The organism is Candidatus Eisenbacteria bacterium, assembly GCA_018831195.1.
GTDB lineage: Bacteria > Eisenbacteria > RBG-16-71-46 > CAIMUX01 > JAHJDP01 > JAHJDP01.
The window spans coordinates 17,118-42,399 of record JAHJDP010000023.1 but is presented as its reverse complement, the minus strand read 5'-3'; the positions used below and the strand labels follow the sequence as shown (position 1 = coordinate 42,399).

The following is a 25,282-nucleotide window of genomic DNA, read 5'->3' as shown; positions in this document are numbered from 1 at the left end:
GAAAAATCCGTCCACCACGATACTTCTGTCATGTTTTGTCGGCCGATGCGCCGGTCGAGGGTGGAGGGAATGAGGAGGCTTTTACAATTATGAACTGGATATCATGGGCTTGGTTGATTCTGGCCGCGATCCTCATTATCGGCGAGATATTCACCGCGGGATTTTTCCTCCTGTGGTTCGGAATCGCGGCGGCCGCGGCCGCCGTTACGGCCTTTCTGGGCGGGGGCTTGGTTTTCCAATGGATTGTCTTTATCCTATTTTCGGGAGTCCTTTGGGCCGGTTCCAAGCGATTCGCGAAGCGGATATTAAAGAATATCGAGAATGATTCCGTAGGAGCCAATCGATTTAAGGGCTTAAAGGGAATGGTCATTGAAGATATCGATAATAAGCGCGCCACGGGCATGGTTCGCATAGAGCGGGAGGAGTGGCGGGCCGAAGGGGTCGATGAAGATTCTATCCCCAAGGGGACGCGTGTGGAAGTTGTTGATGTCTCCGGAACGCATCTTCTCGTTAAAGTTTTGGTGGAACAGGCCGTCTAGGGTTGTGATGGTTTCAGAAACAAGAGTACCGGTCATAGGCAACAAACCCGGATATTTCTCAGGAGGATCGTCATGGAAATTATCCCCATTGTTATAGTCGCCATTGTTCTCTTCATTGTCGTGGGTCAGAGTCTAAAAATCATCAAACCCTATCAAAGGGGTGTTGTCGAGCGACTGGGAAAGTATCAGCGAACCGTCGGCAGCGGCTTGACCATGATCATGCCTTTTGTTGAACGAATCCTTAAAGTTGATATGAGGGAGCAAGTTGTCGATGTTCCGCCGCAAGAGGTGATTACGAAGGATAACGTTGTCGTCACCGTCGACGCGATTGTCTATTTTGAAGCGACCGACCCGGTGAAGCTCCTGTACAATGTCGCGAATTTTTACGCCGCCGCGACGAAGCTCGCGCAAACAAACCTCAGAAATATTATCGGTGACATGGCCCTCGATGGAACCTTGACCTCCCGTGAAACCATCAATACCAGGCTTCGCCAGATCCTCGATGACGCGACCGATCGCTGGGGTGTTCGTGTTGTGCGCGTCGAGATCCAGCGGATCGATCCGCCCGGCGATGTGATGGAGGCGATGCATCGTCAGATGAAGGCGGAGCGTCTGCGCCGCGCCATGGTTCTCGAGGCCGACGGGGACCGGGAGGCGAAGATCATGCGGGCCAACGGAGAAAAGCAGGCCGCAATCCTCGAGGCGGAAGGCAGGGCGGAAGCCATCCGCCAAGTCGCCAATGCCGACAAGTTCCGGCTGCTGACCGTTGCTGACGGCGAGGCGGAAGCGGTCATCAAGGTCTATAAGGCCATTCATGATGGAAATCCGACAAGCGACCTTATTGCCATCAAGTATCTTGAAGCGCTGGAAAAGGTCGCCAACGGCCAAGCGACAAAGATCTTCCTGCCGATGGAATCGTCCTCGATGCTTGGGGCTTTGGGCGGATTGGTTGAAGCTTTCCGCTCGAAGATGGATGGAGCCAAAGCCGGCGGCGGCCCCGCGGCGAATTAGAGAAGGGCAACAGGTGAGACGGACCTATTCGGTCCGTCTCACCAGGAAGAAGGTGATGTCGTCAAGCTGCGGGTGTTCCCCGATGAATGCCTTCAAATCACCAAGGATCCCAGCTGCGATTTCTTCCAGAGGCAATGTCCGCCTTTGCTTCAAACCTTCCAGCAATCTCTCATTGTCATAGAATTCTTCACCCGCCTGCGCCTCGGGAATCCCATCGGTAAAGACACAGAGGAGCCCCCCGAGAGGAAATTCAACATTTCCTGATGTGTAAGCCCCGATGTTCAGAAGGCCGATCGGGATGCCCGTTGAATCCAGGCGCCGCATCGATCCGTCCGGCGAGATGATGACCGGTGCATCATGCCCGGCGTTGACATATTCGAGAGTGTCGGATTTCGGATTCAACCTTCCAAGGAAAAGGGTGACGAAGCTCGTCGGCTCGGAACAGTCGAATATCCGCCCATTCAGGCGCGCGGCGAACTCGGTCAGATCGGAGCATTCTGCATAGAGAACCCGTAGAAAAGCCATGACATGCGACATGAGAAGTGCGGCTCCAGCCCCCTTGCCGCTGACATCGCCCACGGCTATGCCGATCTTGCCGTCCGGCAATGTGCAGGCTTCATAGAGATCACCCGCCGTTTGCAGGCAGGACACTTGGCGGGCCAGCATCTCATACCCGGGAGGCTGCGGTAAGGTGGCGGGGAGAAGGGATTTTTGTATGCGCGCCGCCGCCGCCATCTCCTGCTCCAACATGACTTTCTTGCGCTGCTCCTCAAGAAGAAACGTGTTCGAGATTTTTACCGCGATCATGTTGGCCAGAATTGTGAAGGCGCCGAGTTGATCGCGGTCGTAGTGTATCCCCGGTTTCGACGTGTCAGCATAGATCAATCCGATGACATTCTTGTTGTCAAACAGGGGCACCGCCATGGCGGAGCGGAGATCAAGCGTCATGATGCTTTCCGCTCCTTGGAAACGCGGATCGGTGGCGACATCGGTGACGAGCAATGATGTCTGATTGTCTATGACCGTGTTGATGATGGTTTTACTCAGAAGCATTTCTTTTTGGGAATGGGCATCCTTCGGTCGCGACGCGCGGACCACCGGTTCATCGTGGCCCTCTTCCTTCAGCAGAAGCACCAGCCGTCCCGGCGGGATCGCCCGTTCCACAATATCCAGCATAGTCTCCAGTAGATCGTCGAGGGAGCGGGGGACGATGAGAATCTGACCCGCCTCTTTGACGGCGGAAAAGAGGGATTGATAAACACCAGACGCCGCGTTGATCCCGCTCTGAACCTCATCCCAAGAGAGGCTGACGGCGGCGCCCAGGGATGTGTCGCTCCGCATCTCCGTCGTTGTCTTTAAAAGAGTGTCTCCGGCATCGCCGGCCCTTAAAAACTGCAGCTCGAGGCTGCCGAACTGCAGGACGGCGCCCGGCTGAATCGAAGTCGGCTTTCTGATATCCTGACCGTCGACCTTCGTTCCATTATGGCTCCCGGCATCTTCAAGTGTGATTTCGCCATCCTGAATCTTGAGGACGGCATGTTCCCTTGATATCGAGCGATCCTTCATCCGAATGTCGCTGTCCACACTGCGCCCGATCCGGAAAATCCCTTGAGTTAGGGACCATTGCACCGGACCGCCGTCTTCAACCCCCCTCAACACGTACATGAAAAACCTCCCATTTAACGGATTCAATGAGGGGAGCATAGCGGGTGATAAGGAATTCTCCAAGTAATCCCTTGCCGAAGCCGGTCGATTCAGCGACCGGCCCGGGATCCACGGCCGTGCACGCAGTAAACACACGGGGTGTAGTGCCCCGATTCGGGTGGTAGGATCACCGTCAGGGGAACGGCAGCGGTCAGAGCCCCTACAGCATGATTCGTCGGGGGATCGAGATGGCGGTTCGAACGTTGCATAACAAGAGCAAGATAGAATCATTCTTCAGGCGGAATGCCTTTCTCCACATCTACGCCATCGGCGATCTTGATGATTTTTTTTGGGATTACACGACTTGGTATGCATGGGAGCAGACCGGCGAACTGCAGGCGGTGATTCTCCTTTATACAGGAGTGGAGCTGCCCGTTCTTCTCATTCTCGATGAAGCTACGGAGCCATTGGGCCGTCTCCTCGAATCGATCCGGCATCTCTTGCCGCGACGGTTCTATATGCACATAAGTCATGGATTGGAAGGGCGCATGAAGGGTTTTTACAGGCTGGATTCACACGGCCGGCACTTGAAGATGGGTTTGATTGACAAAACTTTGCTTTCCGGGGTGGAGACATCAGATGTTGAACAATTGTCCATACGTGATCAGCCCGCACTGGAAAAACTATATAAGACGAGTTATCCCGGTCATTGGTTTGATCCAAGGATGTTGGAAACCGGGCGATATTTCGGGATCCGGGATAAAGACGAATGGATCAGCGTGGCGGGGATACATGTCTATTCCGAGACATACCGCGTCGCCTCACTTGGAAATGTCACCACACACCCAGATTTCCGGGGCCGGGGTTTTGGAATCCGTGTTACCGCCCGCTTGTGTCAATCGCTTTGTAAGACGGCGGATCACATCGGCCTGAATGTGCATGAGGATAACAGAACGGCAATCAGTCTCTATGCGAGGCTGGGTTTCAAAGTCATGGGTTCGTATCATGAATATATGGCGACCGCCGTATGAGGGGGTCACGGTAATGTTCGCTTGCCGTCTCTGTGGACATACCCAGCTGAAGCTCCAATATGAGCAAGGGCGCGAACGCCAGTTCAAGTTTTATCGATGCCCTATTTGCAGGCTGGTGAACTATGATCTCTCGGGTGGGACGGATCAGGGGAAATATGCCGAAGAGTATCCCGACCCCTTGGATGACGATTTGAAAACCAACCGGCTGCAGACGATGACCTTTCGTTTTTTGCAGAGGCATAGCCGCCAAATCCCGGCCGGCAAACTTCTCGATATCGGTTGCGGCAACGGGAGATTGCTGTATCTCTGCCGCGAGGGGGGCTGGGATGTAAAAGGGCTGGAGCTGTCTCCTTTTTTGGCTGAATCGGTGACCAAGAGACTCAAGATTGATGTGAAGACGGCGGATTTCATGTCGTACAAGCCGACGGAAATGGGCTCGTTTGATCTTGTGATCCTGCGGCATGTGCTGGAGCATATCCCCGATTCGCTCCACGCAATGAGAAGCATTCGTTCCTTATTAAAGCCGGGAGGACATGCCCTCATGGAGTTCCCGAATATCGATGGCATCGATTTTCGGATGAAACGATGGATGACCCGATTGGGCCTTTCACGAAAGCGATACGCGGAAGGTTACCGCCCGGGTCATTGTAACGAATTTTGCAAAACGTCATTTGAATATCTCGCGAATCGCACAGGGTTCCGGTTGAAGGTGTGGGAGACCTATTCAAACAAAGAAAGCCTGAATCCGTACTATGGGCGGATCAAAATCGGCGGCAAGGCGAGACTGATTGCAGAAAAGATCGAATGATCACCATAAATCATCATGAGTGGATGGTTATAGGTACAGGGGCATTAGTATAAGGAGGATATCTTGTCTGCAAGGCACTTTGACGGGTTCCCGAAGGAATGCGTTAGGTTTTATAAAGGATTAAAACGCAACAACACAAAATCCTGGTTTCAGGATCATCGTGAAGATTATGAAAACCATGTTTTAACTCCAGCCAGGTATTTTGTCATGGATATGGGGGAGCGTTTGCGACGGATCGCGCCCCAAGTAAACGCCGATCCGAGGATCGACCGGTCGATTTTTCGGATTTTTCGCGATATCCGATTCAGCAAAGATAAGTCACCCTTTAAAACTCATCTGGGAATCTGGTTTTGGGATGGAGGGGATGCCAAAATGGATTGCTCAGGTTTTTACTTTCATCTGAGCCCACCCCATCTCATGCTGGCGGTCGGCATGTACATTTTCCCGAGGTCGATGCTGGAGTCTTACCGCCGGGCGGTCATCGATCCCCCGATGGGAACGGCTCTTCGGACCACCATCCGCAAGCTGTCAAAAGTGCCGGGTTGCGAAGTGGGCGGAGCTCACTACAAACGTGTCCCAAGGGGTTTCGATCCAGGGCATAAGAGTGCCGATTTGCTGCGGTATAACACTCTCCACGCATCCATCGAAACGACGATACCGGCGGAGCTCTATACATCCGATCTTTTGGATTATACCTATGACCGCTTTAAATCAATGGCCCCGCTGCACCGATGGATCCGGGCGATGGCTGAGAGGCAACCGGATAGCCGGGTATTGCGTAGATAAGACGGAACCGAAAGAGATGGAATCTTCAGATGGCAGTGGAAGCGGAAACCGAAATGAGTTAAATTTCGGGCGATGAGATTCGGCCCCAGGCCGGGTGGGAATTAGTTTCAGCATTATAAAGGGAGGATGGGATGGTCGATCCAAGAGTGGAGAAACTGGCCAAGGTCTTGATTCATTACAGCCTGGCGGTGAAGAAGGGCGAATGGGTCATCATTCAAGGAGCCTATCTTGCGGAAGATCTGATGCGCGCCGCCTGCATTGAAGTTTTGTCGGCGGGCGCCCATCCAACGATTCACGCGGATATTGCAGGTTCTCATCACCTTATGTTCCACCGGGGGAATGATGAACAGATCGCCTTCATCTCGCCGGCGCGGAAGCTGGAGTTTAAGAAGGCTGATAAATTCCTCTTTATCATGGGGGGATGGAACAGCAAAGAGATGACCGGCATCGATCCGAAGCGGATGGCCCTGGCGCAATCAGCGCGGAAAGAGTTGATGGACGTCATGATGAAGCGCACCGCCGCGGGGGAGGTTGCGTGGTGTGGAACGCTTTATCCAACTCATTCTTCCGCCCAGGATGGCGAGATGTCCTTGATGGACTATGAAGATTTCGTGTTCAAGGGTGGTATGGTCGATAAGAAAGATCCGGTAGCCGAGTGGAAGAAGATCTCCTTGAGGCAGGCCGAATTGGCAAAGCGGTTGAGCCGTCTGAACATCATTCGAGTCGTCGGAAAGGACACGGATATTAAGTTCAGAGTCGCCGGCCGGAAATGGGTCAATTGCGACGGCCGTGCCAACTTCCCCGATGGAGAGATCTTTACCTGTCCGTTGGAAGATTCCGTCGAAGGACATATTCGATATACATTCCCCGCGGTCTATGGCGGGCGCGAAGTCGAAAACGTCCGGTTGGTCTTTAAGAAGGGGCGTGTCGTTGAGGCCACGGCGGATAAAGGAGCTGAGCTTCTTGACGCAATGCTGGCGGCGGATCCCGGCGCCCGGCGTGTTGGAGAGCTGGCCTTTGGTACGAATCAGGCGATCAAGGTTTTTACAAAGAACACGCTCTTCGACGAGAAAATCGGCGGGACGATGCATGTGGCTCTGGGAGCCTCATTGCCGGAAGCGGGCGGTAAGAACAAATCGGCGATCCATTGGGATATGGTTTGCGATACCCGCAAGGGCTTCACCGTCTATGGCAACGGGAAACCGATCCAAAAGGATGGGAAATTTTTGAAATTCTAGACCTCGGATTAGAACCGGCAGCCCATTGTAAAATAGACAACGTTTTGGGATTTCCGGGTCTCGTCATAGCCCCGGCTCCCCGTGCTCCAGATCAATTGAAGCGGGCCGATCGGTGAGGCATAACCGGCGCCGACGCCGAATCCCCAAAGGGGATCGGAAGCGGCGCCGGTCTCGTCTGTGCGGAGTTTGTATTGAAAGTCATAGGCGGTGTTGCCGATAAGTTTGATAAAGAACTCTTTTTTGGCTTGATAGCGGTAATCCAGGCGGATGAGCGACATCGGGCCGGCGGCCAACTGATCATACTCCATACCCACAAATGTCTCGGGTTTCCCCATATTCCGATAGCGATAATAGGGAGTGTCATCGGATCCCTCGGCCCAATAGCCGAAGAGGCGGAATGTGTGCCGGTTAAGAAGTGTGAGGTAGAAGTCACCGGAGATATCTATCAGGTTATATTCAATTTCCGTATTAAAGGCTTTATCCGCCCTTTCCGCCCTTCCTTCAATCTGAAATCCCTGGCGCGGCAGCAGAACCCCATCGAGCGTATCGAAATAAAGGATAGCCTGTATCCGCTCGAGATCATCATTTTGTGCGGAGAAAGTGGATAGCGATGGCGAGGAAATCGTCGGTTTCATTCTGGCGAATTCGGATTGGTATGAAAATTCCGCATTGAAAAAGCCGCCCGGGGAAACGCCGAAACCAATCCCGATAACAGTCGCACGATCATCATAGCGGGCGGCCAATTTTCCCGATCCGGCGAAAACATCCGTCGAGATGTATCGGTAACTGAGATCGGCGAATGGATAGATGGGAAATCGGAGGGTGCGCGAGGGAAATGACGCCCTCGCCGTATACCGCATGAGTCCCGCGAACTGCAGTTCATTTTCCAGCCGCAGTCCCGGCAGTGGAAGATTCGTCGTTTGGATGGCCATGGCGCCGACAAGCTTGTGCCGGTCGTCATAGCGAATCCCGAGACGGAGTTTTCGTAGAGGAAGCTCTTTAACAGTGATGATGAGATCAATTAGTCCGTCTTCGGCCATCTGGGTCTCGTACAAGATACTCTCGTAGTATCCGAGGCTGTAGAGGCTCATAATATCGCGGTTCAGTTGGTCCGTATCAAATTTTTCTCCGGGCTTCAGTCTCAAGTGACTTCGAACGAAATCCGATGGCAGGTTCTTTTCTCCTTCGATATAGATTGTTCGGATGTCGAATGCTTTGTCATGCGTATCTTTAAACTGAATTTTTTCAGGGTTCGGCGCCCTGTCTCTGTGGATCATGCCGCAAATTGAATCGATTTTGGATGCTTGCTGGATGGCTTCTCTCTCGCCGCTCTTTATGATTTTAGGGATCCTTGTCCGCGCAAAATCGCCCATATTTATATTCGCCAGGTCGGGTTTAATATAGATATCCACCATCTCCATATTGCGTTGCCAATGCTCATGATCGGAAATCTCTATCCATTGCTCGAAGATTGAAAGCGCCGAGTTCAATTCCTCGCGGCTCTTGAGCTTGCCGCCGACATCCGCAGCGATGATGATATCGGCGCCCATCTCCTTGGCGATATCCACGGGAAGGTTATTTGAGGAACCACCATCGATCAGAAGGGAATCCCCCCATTCCACCGGACTGAATATGGTTGGGATGGCCATTGTCGATCGCATGGCTTTCGGAAGCGAACCATGATCGAGAACAACTTGATCGCCGGTAACGAGATCAATGGCTACACACCGATACGGAATGGGCAGCCGGTCGAAATCGCCCGGGCCATCGAGTGGGAATGTCAGCCGGCTGAACAATAGGGAGACTTTCTGGCCGAAGATCAAACCACTCGGCGGCGCCGGTGTTGTTCCCTTGAATCCAAAGGTCAATTGGTAGCGGCCGGTATCCTTCTTTTGTATATAAGGCATAGTTGACCGGGGCGGACTATCTGAGAAGATCTCCTCCCAATCGGTCGCGCAGACCATCTCTTCGATCTCGCGGCCCGTATACCCGATCGCGTAGAGCGCCCCGAGGATCCCCCCCATACTTGTTCCGGCGATGACATCCACGTGAATTTGAAGAGAATCAAGCATCTTCAGAGTGCCGATATGGGCAAAACCGCGAGCCCCGCCTCCAGAGAGAACCAAACCAATTTTCTGCGGGGGAAGGATGTCGCCGGCCGGTGCGGGGGCGTCGGCGAGTAATCCCGCTGCATGGCTTAGGAAACAGACAGCTGCGATCAGGAGAATGCGCGGCCAGGAAGGCTCAATTCGCCATTTCATCTCTTCGCCCTCAATCCATTGACGGTGATGGCTTGACCATCTAGCATCGGCGGATTAGGTTGAAACCCAGATCCATCATAACACGATCTACCAGAGCACTCTCTACAATAACACCGGCATAATGGAATGAAGAAATGGTTCTTCAAGGATTCATATTCAAGGGTTTATTCAAGGAGTGATATATGAGTGCGATCGCCTTGCTCATCACGGCTCTTGTCCTCAACGCCTCGGCGAATATTCTTATCAAGTATGCCGCGACGCATCCGTCGCCGGCCCACCCCGAATGGCCGGCTTTTCTGCAGATCTTCCTCAATTGGCCTTTTGTCATCGGTGTTCTCTGCTTTGGATCCAACCTCTTGGCTTACACATTGGCTCTGCGGCGCCTGCCTCTCAGCCTAGCCTACCCCGCGATGGTGTCACTGGGATATCTTCTCATTCTCGTTGTCAGCGCCTTTCTATTTAATGAGAGGCTGGGAGGAGTGCAGTATGCCGGCGCGGTCTTAATGCTGGCCGGGCTTTGGCTTCTTGTCCGGTAGACTTCTCATGCTCACACTTTTTTTGTAAGCCAAGTGCCCCTTCTGTAGTGAATGAAAAAGAATAGGGTCGCCAAGATCACTGATAGAGTGATGGACCACCATACCCCGCTCGGGCCGAATCCCAGCCATCGGGTTCCGATAATGACGACCGGAATCATCAAGATCCATTCAAGGAGAATACCGAAAAACATCGGCGGGACGGTGTCTCCGGCTCCGGCATAGATTTCCTCCATCATGATGAAGGCAGCGAAGAAGGGAAAGGAGATCGCCTGGATTCGCAGGATTTCCGCGCCGGCCGCAATGAGCTGTGGATCGTGAAGGAAAAGTCCGGAGATCTTCACCGCGAAGACGGCGACCACCGCGGCGAAAATGACATTGATATAGGTGGCCGTCTTCATCGCAAGACCGGCCGTTTGGCGCGCACGATCCGCGAGACCGGCGCCTAGAATCTGGCCGATGAGTGAAGCGACGCCCAATCCCAATCCGACAACCAGGAGGATTCCCAAGGCGACAACCCGATTGGCCATGCCATAGGCCGCCACGACTCCAATGCCGAAGGTGGCAATGAAAGGCATGATGACCAGGCGGCCCAAGGACCAGGACATAGAGCTGATGGCGGAAGGAAGGCTGATTCCAAGGATTTTGCGCATTGAAGACCATCGCAGGGGCTCAGTATTGTGAAAACACAGCCGGACATTAGCGAATCCGCCGTAAAAGATCACCGTGCCCGCGATATAGGTGAGGATATGGGATAAAACCGATGCAATGGCGGCTCCCTCCAGTCCCAAGCGGGGGAACGGCCCCCAACCAAAGATAAGGAAAGGGTCCAGAAGGAGGTTCAGTACCGCGCCGCTCAGCATAAGAAACATCGAAGTTTTCGGGTTCCCCACACTGCGCAGGGCCGTATAGAGCGAGAAGGTGGCAAATGAAACACTGAGGCCGATGAACATGATACGGCCGTAATGGATCGACATGGTCAGAACCTCATCGCGCGCTCCGATGAGATGCATGACCCAGGGCAGAACCAGGAAGCCGATGAAGCCGAAGACAAGCCCTGATATCCATTTGAGGATAAGGGTCTCTTTAATACTCGCTTCGGTGCGATGAGCCTGCCCTTCGCCGTAGCGACGGGAGATGACGGCGACTGAACCGGTGCCGATCATCTGATTTGCGGAACTGATGACCCATTGAAATGATTGAAAGAGTGTGATGGCTGCGATGCGATCAACGCCCAAACGAGAGACCCAGAACATATCGGCCAAATCGTAAATATTCAGAGCCAGAAATCCAATCATGGATGGGACACCCATACGCAGAAGGGGGCCGAGGATTCCTCCTTCGGTCAGAAGGACGGGCTTGGCGCGGCCGGTCTTTATGACGGCTCCTCCGGCTTTAGCCGCCGCCAGGGGTATTCTCCGGCGAGATGCTGACCGGACAAAACGGTGAAGGATTTTGTTTTTTCCACGGCCTGAAAAGCGTTTTGATCAAAGGCGATAATCCGCAGACGATAGCGCCCCTCTTTGAGTTCTGAAAGGCCGATGCCGTTCCATGAAACCCACCAATTGATTCCGTATCGGATGAGAGATGAAGTGGCATCCGCCGAACCAACACTGTAGGCCACGGTGCCGTCGGGGCGGATTTTCTCTAATATCTGGCGGATTTCACATTGAGAGACGCCGGATCCGGGACTTAGGTTGTAAACTTCAAACAATATGAAGAGGTCTTCGCCGGGGAGTAGTTTTGTACTGCCCCGGGGTATGATTTTGAGGCTGTCACGGGGGATACCATATGCCGTGACGCCGGGCCGGATCTCCCAATCCCGCTCGCTGAGACCGTTGTCCGAAATGTGGGCGGCGAAGAGGATATCGCTCATCTCCAACTTCCCGGTGTCCCAGCCGGGATGGATGATTTTATCTCCGTTGTCGGCTGAATATCCGACGATCACGCCTGTATTATCCCGAAGCTTTAACAAAGAGGCCACCCGGCTGATTCCCGCCGGGAGATGGTCCCATTCAAGGGTGGCGATACGCCGTTGGAATAGCGATCCCCGGCCTTGAGCGGGAACGATTCGATCCATTGGCAATTCGCGGGTTCCCATTGGCTTCCCGAAATAGATATCCCCTTGATCCCTCATTTGGTAGCGCGTCGATATAGCTTCCAGGGACCCCTCAAATGAATACTCGCTCAGTGGAAACGGCACCTGTAGATTAGGCCATAATGTCTCAAGGCCTACGATCAGCCGCGTGGTGCCGTTATGTTCTTGAAACCTGGCGGCATCCATGGCCATGGGGTAGTAGAGGCCGCGGAAACTGAAATCGAAAACGCGCGGCGGCCAAACCAGAGTCGCCAGGGAGTCGATGCAGGTGAAAAGATTGTTGCCCCCGCCGTCATCAAATGCCAGCACGCGTTTTACGGAATCCTGGGGGTTTGTCGTATACCGGAATGTATAACTCATTATGAGTTTTCTAAAGATACTGAAGTCAATCGAGGGATGGATGCTGGAGCCGGCCTTCGGCTGCCCGTTGAGAAATTCAAACCGGGCCGGGCGCCCAAACCGCAGTATGGCGGCGCCGGGTTCCGTTTCCGGCCCGGTCAATTCATTGCGCAAGCGATCGAAGCGTGTTTTTGCGATAGCAATGCGTGTCCAATATTCCACCTGGTTTTCACGAAGGTGGGGTGTCGCCAGGATAGGGTCCTCCGTGTGCCAAAAATGTTCTAACCAAGCATCCCTGTTGGGGTTGCTGTCATATTCGAGTTTTTCTTCCGCTGAAAATAAATCCCAGGGCAAGGCCATAAGATCAGCGAGGTAGCCTCCGCCTTCGGAATGTCTAAGATCTTCAAAAGCAAGCCGAAAGAGGGAATCGGCCTTATCGTATTCCAACCGGTTGCTTTCGAGAGTGGCGCTGAGGAAGTAGGCGTTGCCGCGGAGCTCCCTTGGCGAGATCTCTGCGCCGGTTTCGTCCTTTGCCGCGAGATCATCCCTCATGGCGCTCAGCGCTTCTTCAAGAAGGGGCCGGGCATCGGTGTCGCGGTCTCCTTCAATGTAAAGCCTCGCCTGCTCCAGCAGGATCCAGGGGCGGCGCCCGTTGCGCTCCAGAATTTTATCAATATACTTGTGTGCTTTGCGCAGATTCTTCTCTTCAAGTGTTGTTTGGTAGTGGCCTTCCCATGCGCGCATCTGTTCGAGATCCATGAGATCCCGGCCTCGGGATCCTCTGCCGTAACGTTCCAACATTTTTGTAGAGAGCCAATGATACGATCCCATTTTTAGAAGCCGGGAAAGGAGAATTGTCAAAATCGGATTGTCAGGATCCCAAATCAAACCGCTCTCTAAATACTGACGGGCATGAATTCGTCCCTCCACCGTGCCGTAATGAAGCGAAAGAATCGCTTTGCTGCCCAGGATCCCGGCGAGCCGGCGGAAAATCGTATCATCATCCCCCATGCCGATACCCAACCGGAATCGCACAAGATCTCCCATCCCGATGTGAAGTTCCTGAAGCTGGCGCTCCAGCTCTTCCTCTTCCCGCAGCAGGGCGAGTCGATCGACCGCATCGGGTTCGATCTGGGAGGGATGCAAGCGCCGCAGAAGGGCATCAATCCGCCTGAGGGTTATGGGGGGTGGAATGGAGTCGATGGCAGACGACCTGAAAAGCAGGGCCACAATCGCTTTTGTCGGATCTTCCTCGAGAAGAATCCAGGTGAACTGCTTGGGACGCATCGGTTTATAGGGTGGTGGCAATCGGGAGCCGCAACCGCCCAGGAAGGTGAGGAAAGAACCTGCAAGAAAGATCGTTAAAACGCTGTAACTAATTGCTTTCATACATGATACGGAAATTTTCGGTCGTGCCACCTGCTCCTCCGCCCCCCGCAGGAGTGACAATGGGAACCCCGCGTCCTCCCTCTGAAAGCATACCCAAGATATCCCCTGTCGTCTCCCCAAAGATGTCCACCGGTGGGGCGATAGATGCCTTTCCACCAGAAACGGCCGTCATTTCCCTCAATGAGGGTTGGGAATATGACGAAAATTATAGTGAAGGAAATGCAGGAATGGGAAGGTTCTCTATTTTTTGGGGAGGGCGGTTTCATACGTAAGGGGATTCCGGTTGGAACTCCTGCGGAATGAACACATGCTCCGGAAGAAGACAGGAGGAGGTACTCTGGTGAAGCGGAATGCTGGGTTTACAATGATTGAGGCCATCGTCATCGTCGGAATTTTGGCGGTTCTCGCTGGTATTTTGACGCCCTTGGTTATCCAGGAGGTCGGCAAGAGCAAAGTCTCTCGAGCCAAATCCGATATGGAAGCCATTTCGACAGCCTTCAATCAGTACTATATGGACACAACCTTCTGGCCCTCCAAATGGACGGGATCAAGTAACGATGAGCAGGATCTTGTCGCATTCTCATGTCTTTATTCGAATACAGAGGGTCTGAATACTTGGGATGGACCTTATATGGAGCGCGGTGTGCAGAGCGGCAGTGATATGGTTGTCGCCCTGGCCAGCAATGGCGTCTATCGTGGTGTCGTTGATCCATGGGGATTGCCGTATAAGGTCTATTATGGGAAGAAGGGAACAAACCGTGGCGGTCCGGGTGGTGCTATTGCCATCATCTCCGGCGGTCCGGACGGCGTGATCGATACTGCAGCTCAACGACTTTTGCAGGGTGATCCGAAAAAGGACGACATTATCGCTGTAGTGACACGAAAGGTAAACTAATCCTTTAGAGCAATAGAGTCAGACAAAATGAATACTCAAAAACCCCCGGGCGACCCGGGGGTTTTCTTCGTTGAGATAAGAGGGTATAAGAGCGCGGACAACACAGCCTACTCGTGATCCTCCGCCATCTCGGGCAAGATCCTCGGCGTGAGGAAAACAACCATCTCCACCTTCTTTGTCGATGTCTTTGTGTTTCCAAAGAGGTGTTTAATGATCGGGATGCTCGAGAGTATCGGGATGCCCCGGTGCTCTTCCTCATCGCGGGTATAAAGAAGGCCGCCGATGACCAATGTCTCGCCGTCGCGCATCCGGACGGTGGTCTGGGTCTCCCTGACATCAATAATCGGTTGCGAGGGGAGATTCGGGAGCGCCGCTGTATAGCCGGTGATCTCAGAGACAACAGGATGCACCTGCACGGTGATCTGTCCATCCGTCCCGACATGCGTCAGTACATCCAGCGTCACTCCGGCATCGCGAAATTCGAGATCGTATTGAATATAAGGAGAAGCGCCATCCGTCGGGATGACATCCACAACGAAATAGGGAACCGTCTGCGTGGCCCGGAAGGTGGCCGGATGATTGCCCATTGTCACAACTTTGGGCTGCGAAATGACATCCAACTGCCCCTGCTCATTGAGCATGTCGACGAGAATATCGGCGCGACCGCTGTTAACAAGACCGAATTGGAAAACCCCCATGCCGCTCACGGTGCGCTGTTCAAAGATGCCATGAGCAGGGGTGTTACCCGTGACATTATCCCATCCCTTTGAAAAAACAGTCCAATCAACACCAACTTCATTGTCCTCGCTGAGCCGGACTTCAACAATTTTTGCTTCGATGATAACCTGTTTGGAGTAGTCTGATTCCACTGCCGCCAGAAAGTCACTCACTCTTTGAATGGCACTGGGAGCATCAATAATAGACGCCGTACCCGTGTATGTATTTAATACAAGGCGTCCATTGGAGGAGAGCAGTCCCTTGAGGTTTTCCCCCAACTCCTCCCAAAGGCCGCTTTCCGGCTCCACGATATGATTGATCGAGAAGATACTGGATTTTGTCCGCCCCACAATGAAATTCGAGTCCTGGAACCGGTAGCTCAGATCATAGCGTTGCGCAAGAATTTGCAATGCTTCTGATACTGTCACCGAGTCGAGTCTTCCATGTGTGGGAACACTGAGGGACTCTTCTTCGACGACATGAAAACCCGTATCCTGAATCAGAAATCGGATCGCCTCAGAGAGGGAAAGATCGTTAAGTGCCAGCGAAAATTTTCGCTGATCCGGAAAATTCAATGAGAGCGGCGTGGCCTTCTCATACTTTTGAGATCGCGCGTCCGGAATCGACTGGGTAAGTCCCCGGCCCGCACAGAGGAGTAGAATAGTCCCCAATAGGACGGCGGCCAAGAAACTCAGCCGGCGATTCTTATTGTCCGGGGACAATGTCTGTATCCACCGAGAGATGTCTTTCCGCCCCGGTCTCATGACGGAGTACAACGTTTTTATTTGCAATCTCTATGACCCTCCATGGCCCAATCGTGGACCCCACCCGTACAATCCGGCCATCGAGCAATGCCATTGGATCGGATCCCCAACGAATCGCCCCCAGGGTTGGAGGCTTGGGAATGACCCGCCCCGCACCGGCGCTGCTGATGGCGCCCGCGCCCTGGAACGGATCCCGTTGATTTAGATCCTGCCGGCTCGCACGATTCAAAACCGGATTTATCATGCCGGCCTGAGCCGGCTGGACTTCTTCAATCGTCTCGCCGTCTGAAGAGGATTCTGCTTCTCCGAACTGCGACCAGGTCAGAAGCAATAGATCGGCGGTGACGTCACTGCCTGTTTTTGTCTCGTTCATTTGGGGGATGAACCAAATCCGGCCGGTCTCCCTCAATGAACCCAGAAAAGCGCTGATGCGATCGTAGGGCGCAATGATTCGAAGGGGGATCTTCCACTCGATGAGATTGTCTACTGTGGGCGCTTTCTCAAGAACCAGATCGGCAAGAAAGCTCTCGGCCGGCAGAGGCTCTTTCGAATCGTCGGATGGATTCAACGCGAAGGCCGCATGGCTGTATTCCGGACTTTCTTCATCCTGCGCCAGATGCTCCGGTGGGATGATCCGGTACCGGTAGGTCCGAATACCGGCTGCCTGTAAATGATTCTCCAGCTGTTGGATTATCAGAGCGGGATGGGTCTCATTCGGAATAAACAGGGGAATTTGCTCGGATGCCTGAGCTGCTTCTTCGCTTGCAAGAACCTGAAGGGTCTGGATCTCTTCGGTTAATATTCCGGCTTCCGTCTTCCATCGGTCACCTTGTTTGAGCATGATAGCTCCACGCACAACCAAAATGGTGAGCAAGATGGATCCGACAATAAGCGCCGCCATTGGAATCCGGGTCAACAGAGATTCTTTTTTCTCGGCTGGATCTGTTTTTGTCATCGCCAACGGCAGATGTATAATTTTTCCCATCTGTTTCATGGGACCTCCACCGTTAATGTGAAACCAAATGGCAGCCTCGTCGTTTGGGTGCGGCTGTCTATCTCCATTGGATCAATTCGAACGTCTAAATAAGACGGTTCCTGCTGCAGGCGTGTCAGCAGGAGATTCCAGGCCTCGAGGCGCCGCTCGGGGCTGGTATGCTGGATGTAGCCTTGGGCTCGAAGGATCAAACCGTCGACTTGCCGTACCGAGCTGAGATCCATCAGCAAAGCCTCGGGGGGAAGGATTTCCGATAAACGGCGGATGTGTTGCTGCGGGATCACACCCGACCAGCCGCCTAGACGGCTCAGCAGCTCCATGGGCGCGCTGGGCTCAATTTCCAATTCCATCAGAGCCGACCGCTCTTCCTTCAGCTGGTTGCGTAATCTTTTTGAGTTATCCACCTGGTCTTTTGTGATGCCGATTGTCAGCGCGGATCCCACGACGGCGGCCCATACACCGGCGGCGGCAGCCGTCTTGCCCAGAGGGAAGCGGACCCGGCGGACTCTAGTTTGCAGATCGGGTATCTTTTCTACTTGAGACGTCGCCGCCAACGCCAGCGGCAGCGCATAGACCGAGCCTTCATTGCGAAGGGACACACATCGATCGGCAATCTCCAAGCCGGACGGAAGCTCCAACATTTCCACCGGGAGGCCGATCTCATTCTCAAGAATCGATCCGATCTCTTCAACGCCCGACACATCGCCTGTAAAGAAAAGCCTCTCTACCGGCGACTGCGGATGGGAGGTCCCATCGTAATCCAATGTTTTCTTGATTTGTTGGGACACTCGGGCGATTTCATCAAGGACATGGACAATGCGCTCCAACTCTTCAGGTTCCGGAACATTGTTGAAATCATATGTTCCCGTCAGTTGGATATTGTTCAGATTTTTAAATTCTATGCCGCCAGCCACATCACGGACAATCCGGATGGAATCTCCCTCGACAATGGCAAGGACCATGAGCCGGCTGCCGACATGCAGGACGGCCACGGCCTTGTTGCCCATGCTCGTTGTCAGCGTCCGCACATGAGACATCAACGCCAAACTGCTCAGGGTGATCAGCTCCGGTTCAAATTTCTGTTCGGCCAAATCCTGCTCGATAGCGGCAATCCCTTCGCGAGGGGTCAGAGCGACGAGGACCTGATAAGGGTCCTTTTTTTTGCGCCGCGGAAGGATCTCATATCCATAGACAAACTCGTCGGGGATCATCTCCAGTTCTTTGCGGATCTCATTCTGAATGACCTGATACAGGTCGGCTTTGGACATCGGTGGGAAATTGTGCATTTTGATGTGGGCTGTCTGGGTCCCCAAAGCCAGACGGACACGGCGGACTGAAATTGAACTTTGTCTTTGCAGCTCAGCCAGAGCCTGACCGGGGGTCAGTCCCTCAATAAGAGTCACCCGGCCGTGCGAAACGACGCGCTGCCGGCCGCGCTTATTCTCTACAATCGCATATTTCAAAGCATCTGGGGTCAGTTCAACCCCGCAGATCATTCCCATCTTGTCCTCGATGAATGATGTTGGTTATGGTTTGTCATTTCTCATCCATCCGCTTAAAAGTTCTTGCTGGTCACATAGTCAGCCGGCGATCCCTCATATATGTACTCCTTACCCCAAGCATCGCTAATATACTTATCGTTGTTGGGCATGAATCCATAGGTAATAAGTATTCCCAAAGCACATTTATCCGGTTGGTTTGCCTTATACCACTGTGATGGGAGGGATGGGTAAGAACTTTCAAGTTCGCCCTCGTTACCATTCCCGTTCCCGTTGTTGCCATTCCCGTTTCCAAAAATGACAATACCATTTCCATTCCCGTTACCATTCCCGTTCCCGTTGTTCCCGCTGCCGTCGTCCACGATCTCGCTGCCGCGCAGAATTTCATAATTTTGCAGGGCGATGTGAATTGTCTTCATCTCTTCGCGGGTTTGTTTCCGCAGAATGGGAATTCCGCTGAAGGTCAGCGAGAGATTCAATTTGGAATCGACTTGATCCTCTCCGAGGCTGGTGATGGTCGCATTGTAATCTTTGATGGCATATACATACCCATTGCCCCAAGAGTCAGTGAAAGCGTCGCCTTCCGTAAAGGAGCTGGAAATATATCCATCCGTCTCCAAATCCTCCAGGGTTTCAGGAAATTCGAGATGGTCCTCAAAGTAGGCTTCCAGACATTCTTGGATACCCTGCATCTCTTTCACCGTTGCATCGCCATGTTCCCGGTTCATAACGACACCGACGAGCGGAATGGCGACAGAGGCGAGAACGGCCATGACGGCCACAACGACAATCAGCTCAATGAGGCTGAATCCAGCAATGGAACATTTCATGATCTATTCACCCCTTAGTAGATCGGGCCTCGGAATACTTCCAAGGTAATATTGTCATCGGTTGTTTGGGGATCCATGTCCGGGCCGCCGCTGATCAGGATTATGACCCGCTCCTCGTCATTCAACCCCACGGTGTTGCCCTTGCCGTCGCGGTTCGAATAAATATAATAGCGTCCCCATCCGTCGATTTGGTAGGAACGGGCCGTATCCTCATTGCCGTCTCCATCAGCGTCGCCGTTTACCGTTTCGCCGGTGACGTATGGCCCATTCCATCCCCGTCTTGTCACAGGGTCCCAACCCAAGGAGAAGAGATCTTCTTCCAGATCGGCGCCAAGGATAGTCTTGTACTTTCCGTTGCCGGCCTTTTCACTTGGGAACCGCCCCCATTCAACGCGCGCCGGCTTGTATCCGACATCCTTGGCATGGGTAAGAATGGAGCGGCTTAGAGAAGCCATCTCTGATTTGGTTGAGTTGATTTTTGCTTTTCGCAGGACTCCTTGCGTGACCGGAATGGAAACACCGGCTAAGACGGCGAGGATCGCGACGGCGACGATCAACTCGATCATTGTCATACCAAAGGGCATGCCGGGGGATTTTGATTTCATCTTTCCGCAGGTTTCTGAACAGTATTGATGCATTTTCTTATCCCACATTGATGGCTGAGTACATTTTGTAGACCGGCAACAGCACCGCCAAGATGACAAAGAGCAGCACCACTCCCAAGGCTACAGTTGTTAATGGACCGACAAGGTCGAAAATCTTTTTTACTCGGTGGGGTAGTTCCCGATCGTAGTATTGTTGAACCTTCTCAAGGGCGGAGGGGAGCTCGCCGGTCTCTTCACCGATGGCAATCATGCGTTGGACCAGCGGCGGGAAAACCCCCTCCGTCTGGAATGCGCGGGTCATTGTTTCCCCTTCCAATATCTTTGTTCTGACCCGCTGGATCGACACTCCGAATCTCATATTTTCAGAGATGCGGGAAAGCATATCCAGGCTGATTCCGATGGGGACGCCTGTTTCAATAAAGGCCTGGAGAAAATGAAGAATTCTGTTGGAATTCAGTATCAGGATCAGGTCCCCAATGACAGGCACTTTTAAAACGGCGCTATCAAGGAAGTACTTGACTCTCGGTACCTTTCGAAGCGCTGTAAATCCAGCAATCGCCGCGCCGGCTCCGATACCGATGAGCAGGCCGTTATGAACGAAGAAGTCGCTCATTGCGAGAACCGCTTTTGTCACCCAGGGAAGCTCAACATTCAGCGCGTCCAGCATCCCTCTGAATTTTGGGATCACGAAGGCCATGAGCAAAACGATCAGCCCAAGGACGCCGGAAAGGACAATAAGCGGATAGGTCGCCAGCTGCCGGATCTGCGCATTCAGCTCGACGCGCCTCTCCAGTAGAACAAGCAGCCGGTCCAGTGTGGTATCGAGACGGCCCGAAGTTTCACCGGCTTCGACCATCCGAATATAGGATGGTGAAAAGGCTTTGGGGTAATGCTCCAGTGCCTGCGACAATGTCGATCCACCCTCGACGGAGGAACGAATTCCTGTGATGACATCTTTAAAAGTGGATCGTTTCATTTGATTCGCCAAGTCGTCCAATCCCGTCAGCAAGGGGACGCCGCTGGAGACCAGGGTTTGGAGCTGAAATGTGAAAATGATGAGCTCTTTGTCCTTTACTCGTCCGCGTCCGAGTTTTGCGGGCCTTCTGATACGCCGGGACTTTACAAGAAAGAGTCTCTTGGCGGCGAGTTGATCGAATAACTCTTCCTTTGATTGCGCCTGAAGATTGCCCCGAACAACCCGTCCCGTCTCGTTGCGCGCTTTGTACGCATAGGATGTCATGGGATTGATTTCCAGAGCTAAACCACGGCTCTGGCCAGCTCCTCAATAGTTGTCCATCCTTCCAAGACACGTGTGACACCCATTTGCCGCAATGGAATGAGACCTTCCTTCAACGCCATCGTCTCCAGTTCTGTTTGGGGGATCCCATGGGCCAGGGCATGGGCCAGGTTCGGTGTGATTTTCAATAATTCGTAGACCGCAAAACGGCCCCTATAACCGCTATCCCGGCAACTCTTGCAGCCTTTTGCCCTTCTTAGAGTGACTTGCCGGTCCTCTGGTATTCCGAGAAACTTCTTTTCAGGCATACCCGCCTCAAATTCCTCGCCGCACTCCTTACAGATCTTGCGGACCAGGCGTTGGGCCAGGATTCCCGCCAGTGTTCCGGCCAACAAGAAATCTTTCATCCCCATGTCGCGTAGCCGGGCGATGCTGCCGACGGCGCTGGTCGTGTGCAAAGTGCTGAGAACCAGGTGCCCCGTGAGCGCGGCGCGGAGTGCGATTTCCGCGGTCTCTTGGTCTCTCATCTCGCCGACCAGGATGACATCCGGATCCTGCCTCATGAAGGCCCGCAGACCGGAGGCGAATGTAAAACCAGCCTTTTCGGAAATCTGAGACTGCCGGATTCCCTTCAGTTGATATTCCACGGGATCTTCAAGTGTCATGATATTGAGAGATGCCGAATCGATGCTTCGCATGGCCGCATAAAGAGTGGTGCTTTTACCGGATCCGGTCGGTCCGGTGACGAGAATAATGCCGTTGGGTCGTTGGAGAAGCCCCTCCAGCTCGGCCTTGTCATCGGGCCGATAACCCAGATCCTCCAACCCAAGCATGACGCGGGAGTGATCGAGGATTCTTAAGACGATGTTTTCTCCGAATATCGTCGGGACCGTGGAGACACGCAGATCGATCTTTCTGTCTCCCAGCACCAGCTGAATTTCGCCGTCCTGAGGCATCCGCCGCTCTGAGATATCCAGATCGGCCATCACTTTCACGCGGGTGGTGAGTGAGGTGTGAACCTTCCGGGGAAGGAGCGTCAGTATTCGAAGCATCCCATCCACACGGGCGCGTATGACGGTTTCGTCTTCTTCCGGTTGGATATGGATGTCAGTGGCGCTTGATCGCACAGCTTCGGCAAGGATCTGATCGACAAGACGGATTATCGGAAGTTCCGAACCGTCCGTGGAATCCTTTGCCAGACTAATGACCTCCGCCACAGTCGATGAAAGCTCTTCCGGGCCCGCCGTGGAAGATCCATAGATGCGCTGAATCAACTCACGGAATTGATCACTGGTAACTTCGACAGGGACAACCGTCCGCCGGGTCACCATTTCGATATAATCGAGCGCTTCCAAATCCATTGTGTTGCACATTCCGACACGAATGGTTTTCTCATCGAGAGATAGAGGCGCCACCTGATAGCGCGCCGCGATTCTGCGAGGCAATAGGCGCGCCGCCTCAAGATCCGGCAGAAAATGAGAGGCATCAAAGGCCAGTGTGTTCGCCGCCTCAATGCCGCCATTAATTTCGGTTTCGGGAATGGGTGAGCTTTCCGCCGATGGTGTCATGAGGCTTTCTTCCGCCGGTCGGTTTCAAGGAGTTGGCTCAGAGACTCCATCAATTCAAAGGAACTGAAGGGTTTGGTCATATACTGATCCGCCCCTGATTCCAAGGCTTCATCCCTGTCTTTATTCATTCCTTGGCTGGTGAGAACGAGGATGGGTAATTCCATGAATCGGGGATCTTTCCTCAGCTCCCGTACAACTTCAAACCCCGAAATTCCGGGCATGAGCAGATCACATATGACGGCATCAAACGGCTCGCCCTCACGAATCAAACGCAACCCCTCGGATCCATCGGCCGCCGTGGCCAGCTCAAAACCGCCGGCGGACAGCAAGCGGGCCGTGAGGCGCCGCAACAACGGATCATCGTCTATAACCAGAATTCGACCCGAATTCATCAGGTCGTCTCCTTCCATTTTTTAACGAGTGTCAGAGTGTTCCAATCGTTATACGTTTCGTAATGGATCTCATCCACGAGTGTATTGATCAGAAAGAGTCCGTACCCACCCTCGGCAAGATCATGGGGGGATGGGGGGTTCGCCAGAGGATTTGTTGGGTCAAACGGCGGTCCCTGATCCTGAATCTGAACGGAGAGCCCTCCGCATAGATCCTCCATAACAAAGTGGATCCGGGCAGAAGGATTTTCACGCACACTGTGCTCGATTATATTTGTACAGGCTTCTTGTGTGGCGAGCCTGAGATCGTGTGCTTCCTTTCCTTCCGCCAATTCACTGTAGCACTGCTGGGTATACAATCGCAGCGCCATCCCCAGAGTCCTGAGTGATGAGAATACGGCCGGAACTGAAAGCCGCATGATCGGTGGTCCGGTCGAGTGGCTGTTTTGAGCTCCGGATTCAGGCGTTACGCCTGTTGTTTCGCTTTCAAAATCAGCAGGGTTTGGTCGTCCCACTGTGACATTCCTCCAGAGTAGTCGCGAACCGTATTAAGTAACCGGGTCACGATTGATTCGGCTTTTAACCCGGCCGCCGCCGCAAGGGCTTTGCCCAGGTTCTCCACACCAAACAGCTCTCCTTCATCATTGCGCATCTCGTGAAATCCGTCGCTGGCCAGCGCCAGAATCGATCCCGGCGTAAGTTGTAGGATTTCGGAATTGACCGTAATCTCCGGCAAGACGCCAAGCGGCGGTGATGACGGTTCGAGCAGACGCGGCTCCTTTTCACCCGCCGGGAGATGGAAAACCGGTGAATGCCCGGCGTTGGCTAAATGAATTTCGCCGGTCGACGGATTGTACCGTCCGACAACCATGGTCACGAACTTCTCGACGCGTGTGAGGTCTTCGTATAGAGCTTGATTGAGAATTGTCAGGGCTTCAGCGGGGGTGGACCCGGTATAACTTAATGTCTGATAAACCGTGCGGGTCATTGACATGAGCAGCGCCGCCGGTACGCCTTTGCCTGTCACGTCCCCCAAAGAAAAAGCCAAGCAATCATCGCCGAGTTTTTGAACGGTGTAAAAGTCACCGCCTACCTCGGTCGCCTGAAAACAGACAGCTCCAAGGTCTATGCCAAGGATATCCGGCAATTGTTTGGGGATCAGCATCTCCCCGATTTGACTTGCGATCTCCAATTCCTTTGCGATGCGAAGGTTGTTGATCACCTTCGCCTGGAGGCCGTTTGTCAAAACGAACCCGGCGGCGAGGTCCGCCAAGGCTTGTATAATTTTCAATTCACGCGCTTGATATGGATTTTCCCCATGGCGCCTGTCGGCGATGAGCCAACCTGTCGGCTTGTCCCGTACAAGCACCGGCGCCGCGACATATTGCGATCCGGATTGGCAGATATGGGCTTCATCCCTCTGCCGGGCTTGTTTCAGGATGCTTGAGATATTGGTTTGATGGACGTGCCCATCGGTGGTCCAAAAGAAATGCTCGGGAATATCATCGAGTGTGACTTCCAACACAGCTTGCCGGCAATTTGTCTGGCGTCCGGCTTCTTCTACAATCACGCGAAGTTTGTCCGCCAGATCCCAGGTTTCCCGGGTGCCCCGTGTAATGTTATAGAGGGCAATGAGTTGATTTGTGGTGGAGACATGCTCATCCACCAATTGATTCAGCTCCATCTCAGACTCGAACCATCCCTCGAGAAGAGAGCCGATCAGTTTCGTTATCTCTTCCGCCGATTCTTGCGAGGTTTTTCCATCCGCCGAGGTGAGATGAAGCGAGCCATAGGAACCAATAGGTATACGGATCCCTTCACCGATGGCCACCGGCGTTTTCGGCCAGGTCTTATGGCCTTGGCTGTCTTGCACATAAACCCCGCCGGACGCCCCGCCGAACTTGTGGGCGATGTCAGCCAAAAGCTCCCGCCGGGTTTCGGCGAATTCCCTGAGTGATGCTGAAACGTTCAAGTTGGCCCTCCGCTTTTACTCCACTGAGGCTTCAAGGGTTGTATCGGCAACGGAATTAAGGATCTGGAGTTGAGAGACCTGGTCAAATGAGTCTTAAGTTGACTCTTTTCCAATCCGATAGAGAGAACAGCAGCA

General features: G+C 53.4%; 22 protein-coding genes. 8 read left to right on the top strand and 14 right to left on the bottom strand.

The window, feature by feature from the left end:
- Positions 1-89: 89 nt before the first annotated feature.
- Together KJ970_03815 and KJ970_03810 are read left to right on the top strand one after the other, a co-directional pair.
- The gene (locus KJ970_03815; GenBank protein MBU2690029.1) at positions 90-539 is read left to right on the top strand and encodes an NfeD family protein; all 450 of its coding nucleotides are present in this window, start codon (positions 90-92) and stop codon (positions 537-539) included.
- Between the two features lie 72 nt (positions 540-611).
- Positions 612-1,550 (top strand): SPFH/Band 7/PHB domain protein, encoded by a 939-nt coding sequence (locus KJ970_03810; protein MBU2690028.1) that lies wholly within the window; start codon positions 612-614, stop codon positions 1,548-1,550.
- 24 nt (positions 1,551-1,574) lie between these two features.
- Here KJ970_03810 and KJ970_03805 read toward each other — a convergent pair whose 3' ends face one another.
- Positions 1,575-3,215, bottom strand: coding sequence for a SpoIIE family protein phosphatase (locus KJ970_03805; GenBank protein ID MBU2690027.1), 1,641 nt, complete (start codon positions 3,213-3,215; stop codon positions 1,575-1,577).
- A gap of 227 nt (positions 3,216-3,442) precedes the next feature.
- On the opposite strand from KJ970_03805, the gene KJ970_03800 reads away from it, so the two are divergent.
- From KJ970_03800 to KJ970_03785, 4 genes are all read left to right on the top strand, one after another.
- Positions 3,443-4,225: a GNAT family N-acetyltransferase gene (locus KJ970_03800; protein ID MBU2690026.1), complete on the top strand. Its 783-nt coding sequence runs from the start codon at positions 3,443-3,445 to the stop codon at positions 4,223-4,225.
- Positions 4,226-4,238: 13 nt separating this feature from the next.
- Entirely contained in the window at positions 4,239-5,033 is a 795-nt protein-coding gene (locus KJ970_03795) for a class I SAM-dependent methyltransferase (GenBank protein MBU2690025.1), read from the top strand.
- 63 nt (positions 5,034-5,096) lie between these two features.
- Positions 5,097-5,819, top strand: a complete 723-nt coding sequence (locus tag KJ970_03790; GenBank protein MBU2690024.1) for a DUF2461 domain-containing protein — start codon at positions 5,097-5,099, stop codon at positions 5,817-5,819.
- Between the two features lie 131 nt (positions 5,820-5,950).
- A complete protein-coding gene (locus tag KJ970_03785) occupies positions 5,951-7,057 on the top strand; it encodes an aminopeptidase (GenBank protein ID MBU2690023.1) in 1,107 nt (368 codons plus the stop codon).
- Between the two features lie 8 nt (positions 7,058-7,065).
- On the opposite strand, the gene KJ970_03780 is transcribed toward KJ970_03785, so the two are convergent.
- Positions 7,066-9,318 (bottom strand): patatin-like phospholipase family protein, encoded by a 2,253-nt coding sequence (locus tag KJ970_03780; GenBank protein MBU2690022.1) that lies wholly within the window; start codon positions 9,316-9,318, stop codon positions 7,066-7,068.
- 182 nt (positions 9,319-9,500) lie between these two features.
- Here KJ970_03780 and KJ970_03775 point away from each other — a divergent pair, with 182 nt between their 5' ends.
- Positions 9,501-9,854, top strand: a complete 354-nt coding sequence (locus KJ970_03775; protein ID MBU2690021.1) for a hypothetical protein — start codon at positions 9,501-9,503, stop codon at positions 9,852-9,854.
- Positions 9,855-9,865: 11 nt separating this feature from the next.
- On the opposite strand, the gene KJ970_03770 is transcribed toward KJ970_03775, so the two are convergent.
- Together KJ970_03770 and KJ970_03765 are read right to left on the bottom strand one after the other, a co-directional pair.
- Positions 9,866-11,164: an MATE family efflux transporter gene (locus KJ970_03770; protein MBU2690020.1), complete on the bottom strand. Its 1,299-nt coding sequence runs from the start codon at positions 11,162-11,164 to the stop codon at positions 9,866-9,868.
- Positions 11,165-11,226: 62 nt separating this feature from the next.
- Positions 11,227-13,677 (bottom strand): tetratricopeptide repeat protein, encoded by a 2,451-nt coding sequence (locus KJ970_03765; GenBank protein MBU2690019.1) that lies wholly within the window; start codon positions 13,675-13,677, stop codon positions 11,227-11,229.
- A gap of 340 nt (positions 13,678-14,017) precedes the next feature.
- On the opposite strand from KJ970_03765, the gene KJ970_03760 reads away from it, so the two are divergent.
- Positions 14,018-14,572 (top strand): type II secretion system protein GspG, encoded by a 555-nt coding sequence (locus tag KJ970_03760; GenBank protein MBU2690018.1) that lies wholly within the window; start codon positions 14,018-14,020, stop codon positions 14,570-14,572.
- A gap of 107 nt (positions 14,573-14,679) precedes the next feature.
- Here the strand turns inward: KJ970_03760 and KJ970_03755 are convergent, their stop codons facing one another.
- The 10 genes from KJ970_03755 to KJ970_03710 are packed head-to-tail and all read right to left on the bottom strand — an operon-like array spanning position 14,680 to position 25,147.
- Complete coding sequence (locus tag KJ970_03755; GenBank protein ID MBU2690017.1) at positions 14,680-16,011, bottom strand: hypothetical protein; 1,332 nt, start codon at positions 16,009-16,011, stop codon at positions 14,680-14,682.
- Positions 15,995-17,047, bottom strand: coding sequence for a hypothetical protein (locus KJ970_03750; GenBank protein MBU2690016.1), 1,053 nt, complete (start codon positions 17,045-17,047; stop codon positions 15,995-15,997). Before KJ970_03750 ends, KJ970_03755 begins: the two co-directional genes overlap by 17 nt.
- Positions 17,044-18,549, bottom strand: a complete 1,506-nt coding sequence (locus KJ970_03745) for a pilus assembly protein PilM (protein ID MBU2690015.1) — start codon at positions 18,547-18,549, stop codon at positions 17,044-17,046. Before KJ970_03745 ends, KJ970_03750 begins: the two co-directional genes overlap by 4 nt.
- Before the next feature lie 53 nt (positions 18,550-18,602).
- Complete coding sequence (locus tag KJ970_03740) at positions 18,603-19,376, bottom strand: prepilin-type N-terminal cleavage/methylation domain-containing protein (protein ID MBU2690014.1); 774 nt, start codon at positions 19,374-19,376, stop codon at positions 18,603-18,605.
- 14 nt (positions 19,377-19,390) lie between these two features.
- Positions 19,391-19,981, bottom strand: coding sequence for a prepilin-type N-terminal cleavage/methylation domain-containing protein (locus KJ970_03735; GenBank protein ID MBU2690013.1), 591 nt, complete (start codon positions 19,979-19,981; stop codon positions 19,391-19,393).
- A gap of 37 nt (positions 19,982-20,018) precedes the next feature.
- A complete protein-coding gene (locus KJ970_03730; GenBank protein MBU2690012.1) occupies positions 20,019-21,221 on the bottom strand; it encodes a type II secretion system F family protein in 1,203 nt (400 codons plus the stop codon).
- A 17-nt stretch (positions 21,222-21,238) separates the two neighbouring features.
- Positions 21,239-22,786, bottom strand: a complete 1,548-nt coding sequence (locus KJ970_03725) for a GspE/PulE family protein (protein MBU2690011.1) — start codon at positions 22,784-22,786, stop codon at positions 21,239-21,241.
- Positions 22,783-23,178, bottom strand: coding sequence for a response regulator (locus KJ970_03720; protein MBU2690010.1), 396 nt, complete (start codon positions 23,176-23,178; stop codon positions 22,783-22,785). Before KJ970_03720 ends, KJ970_03725 begins: the two co-directional genes overlap by 4 nt.
- Complete coding sequence (locus KJ970_03715; GenBank protein ID MBU2690009.1) at positions 23,178-23,690, bottom strand: ATP-binding protein; 513 nt, start codon at positions 23,688-23,690, stop codon at positions 23,178-23,180. The genes KJ970_03720 and KJ970_03715 overlap by 1 nt, the downstream gene beginning before the upstream one ends.
- Positions 23,642-25,147 (bottom strand): PP2C family protein-serine/threonine phosphatase, encoded by a 1,506-nt coding sequence (locus tag KJ970_03710; GenBank protein MBU2690008.1) that lies wholly within the window; start codon positions 25,145-25,147, stop codon positions 23,642-23,644. The genes KJ970_03715 and KJ970_03710 overlap by 49 nt, the downstream gene beginning before the upstream one ends.
- Between the last annotated feature and the right edge of the window lie 135 nt (positions 25,148-25,282).

What these genes read in the sequence shown, in the direction of transcription:
- KJ970_03735 (MBU2690013.1), bottom strand. Translation starts at nt 19,981, where the DNA reads ATGAAATCAAAATCCCCCGGCATGCCCTTTGGTATGACAATGATCGAG.
- KJ970_03720 (MBU2690010.1), bottom strand. Translation starts at nt 23,178, where the DNA reads ATGAATTCGGGTCGAATTCTGGTTATAGACGATGATCCGTTGTTGCGG.
- KJ970_03815 (MBU2690029.1), top strand. Translation starts at nt 90, where the DNA reads ATGAACTGGATATCATGGGCTTGGTTGATTCTGGCCGCGATCCTCATT.
- KJ970_03730 (MBU2690012.1), bottom strand. Translation starts at nt 21,221, where the DNA reads ATGACATCCTATGCGTACAAAGCGCGCAACGAGACGGGACGGGTTGTT.
- KJ970_03745 (MBU2690015.1), bottom strand. Translation starts at nt 18,549, where the DNA reads ATGGGAATGATCTGCGGGGTTGAACTGACCCCAGATGCTTTGAAATAT.
- KJ970_03765 (MBU2690019.1), bottom strand. Translation starts at nt 13,677, where the DNA reads ATGAAAGCAATTAGTTACAGCGTTTTAACGATCTTTCTTGCAGGTTCT.
- KJ970_03725 (MBU2690011.1), bottom strand. Translation starts at nt 22,786, where the DNA reads ATGACACCATCGGCGGAAAGCTCACCCATTCCCGAAACCGAAATTAAT.
- KJ970_03810 (MBU2690028.1), top strand. Translation starts at nt 612, where the DNA reads ATGGAAATTATCCCCATTGTTATAGTCGCCATTGTTCTCTTCATTGTC.
- KJ970_03805 (MBU2690027.1), bottom strand. Translation starts at nt 3,215, where the DNA reads ATGTACGTGTTGAGGGGGGTTGAAGACGGCGGTCCGGTGCAATGGTCC.
- KJ970_03770 (MBU2690020.1), bottom strand. Translation starts at nt 11,164, where the DNA reads ATGGGTGTCCCATCCATGATTGGATTTCTGGCTCTGAATATTTACGAT.
- KJ970_03775 (MBU2690021.1), top strand. Translation starts at nt 9,501, where the DNA reads ATGAGTGCGATCGCCTTGCTCATCACGGCTCTTGTCCTCAACGCCTCG.
- KJ970_03780 (MBU2690022.1), bottom strand. Translation starts at nt 9,318, where the DNA reads ATGAAATGGCGAATTGAGCCTTCCTGGCCGCGCATTCTCCTGATCGCA.
- KJ970_03750 (MBU2690016.1), bottom strand. Translation starts at nt 17,047, where the DNA reads ATGAAACAGATGGGAAAAATTATACATCTGCCGTTGGCGATGACAAAA.
- KJ970_03800 (MBU2690026.1), top strand. Translation starts at nt 3,443, where the DNA reads ATGGCGGTTCGAACGTTGCATAACAAGAGCAAGATAGAATCATTCTTC.
- KJ970_03795 (MBU2690025.1), top strand. Translation starts at nt 4,239, where the DNA reads ATGTTCGCTTGCCGTCTCTGTGGACATACCCAGCTGAAGCTCCAATAT.
- KJ970_03785 (MBU2690023.1), top strand. Translation starts at nt 5,951, where the DNA reads ATGGTCGATCCAAGAGTGGAGAAACTGGCCAAGGTCTTGATTCATTAC.
- KJ970_03740 (MBU2690014.1), bottom strand. Translation starts at nt 19,376, where the DNA reads ATGAAATGTTCCATTGCTGGATTCAGCCTCATTGAGCTGATTGTCGTT.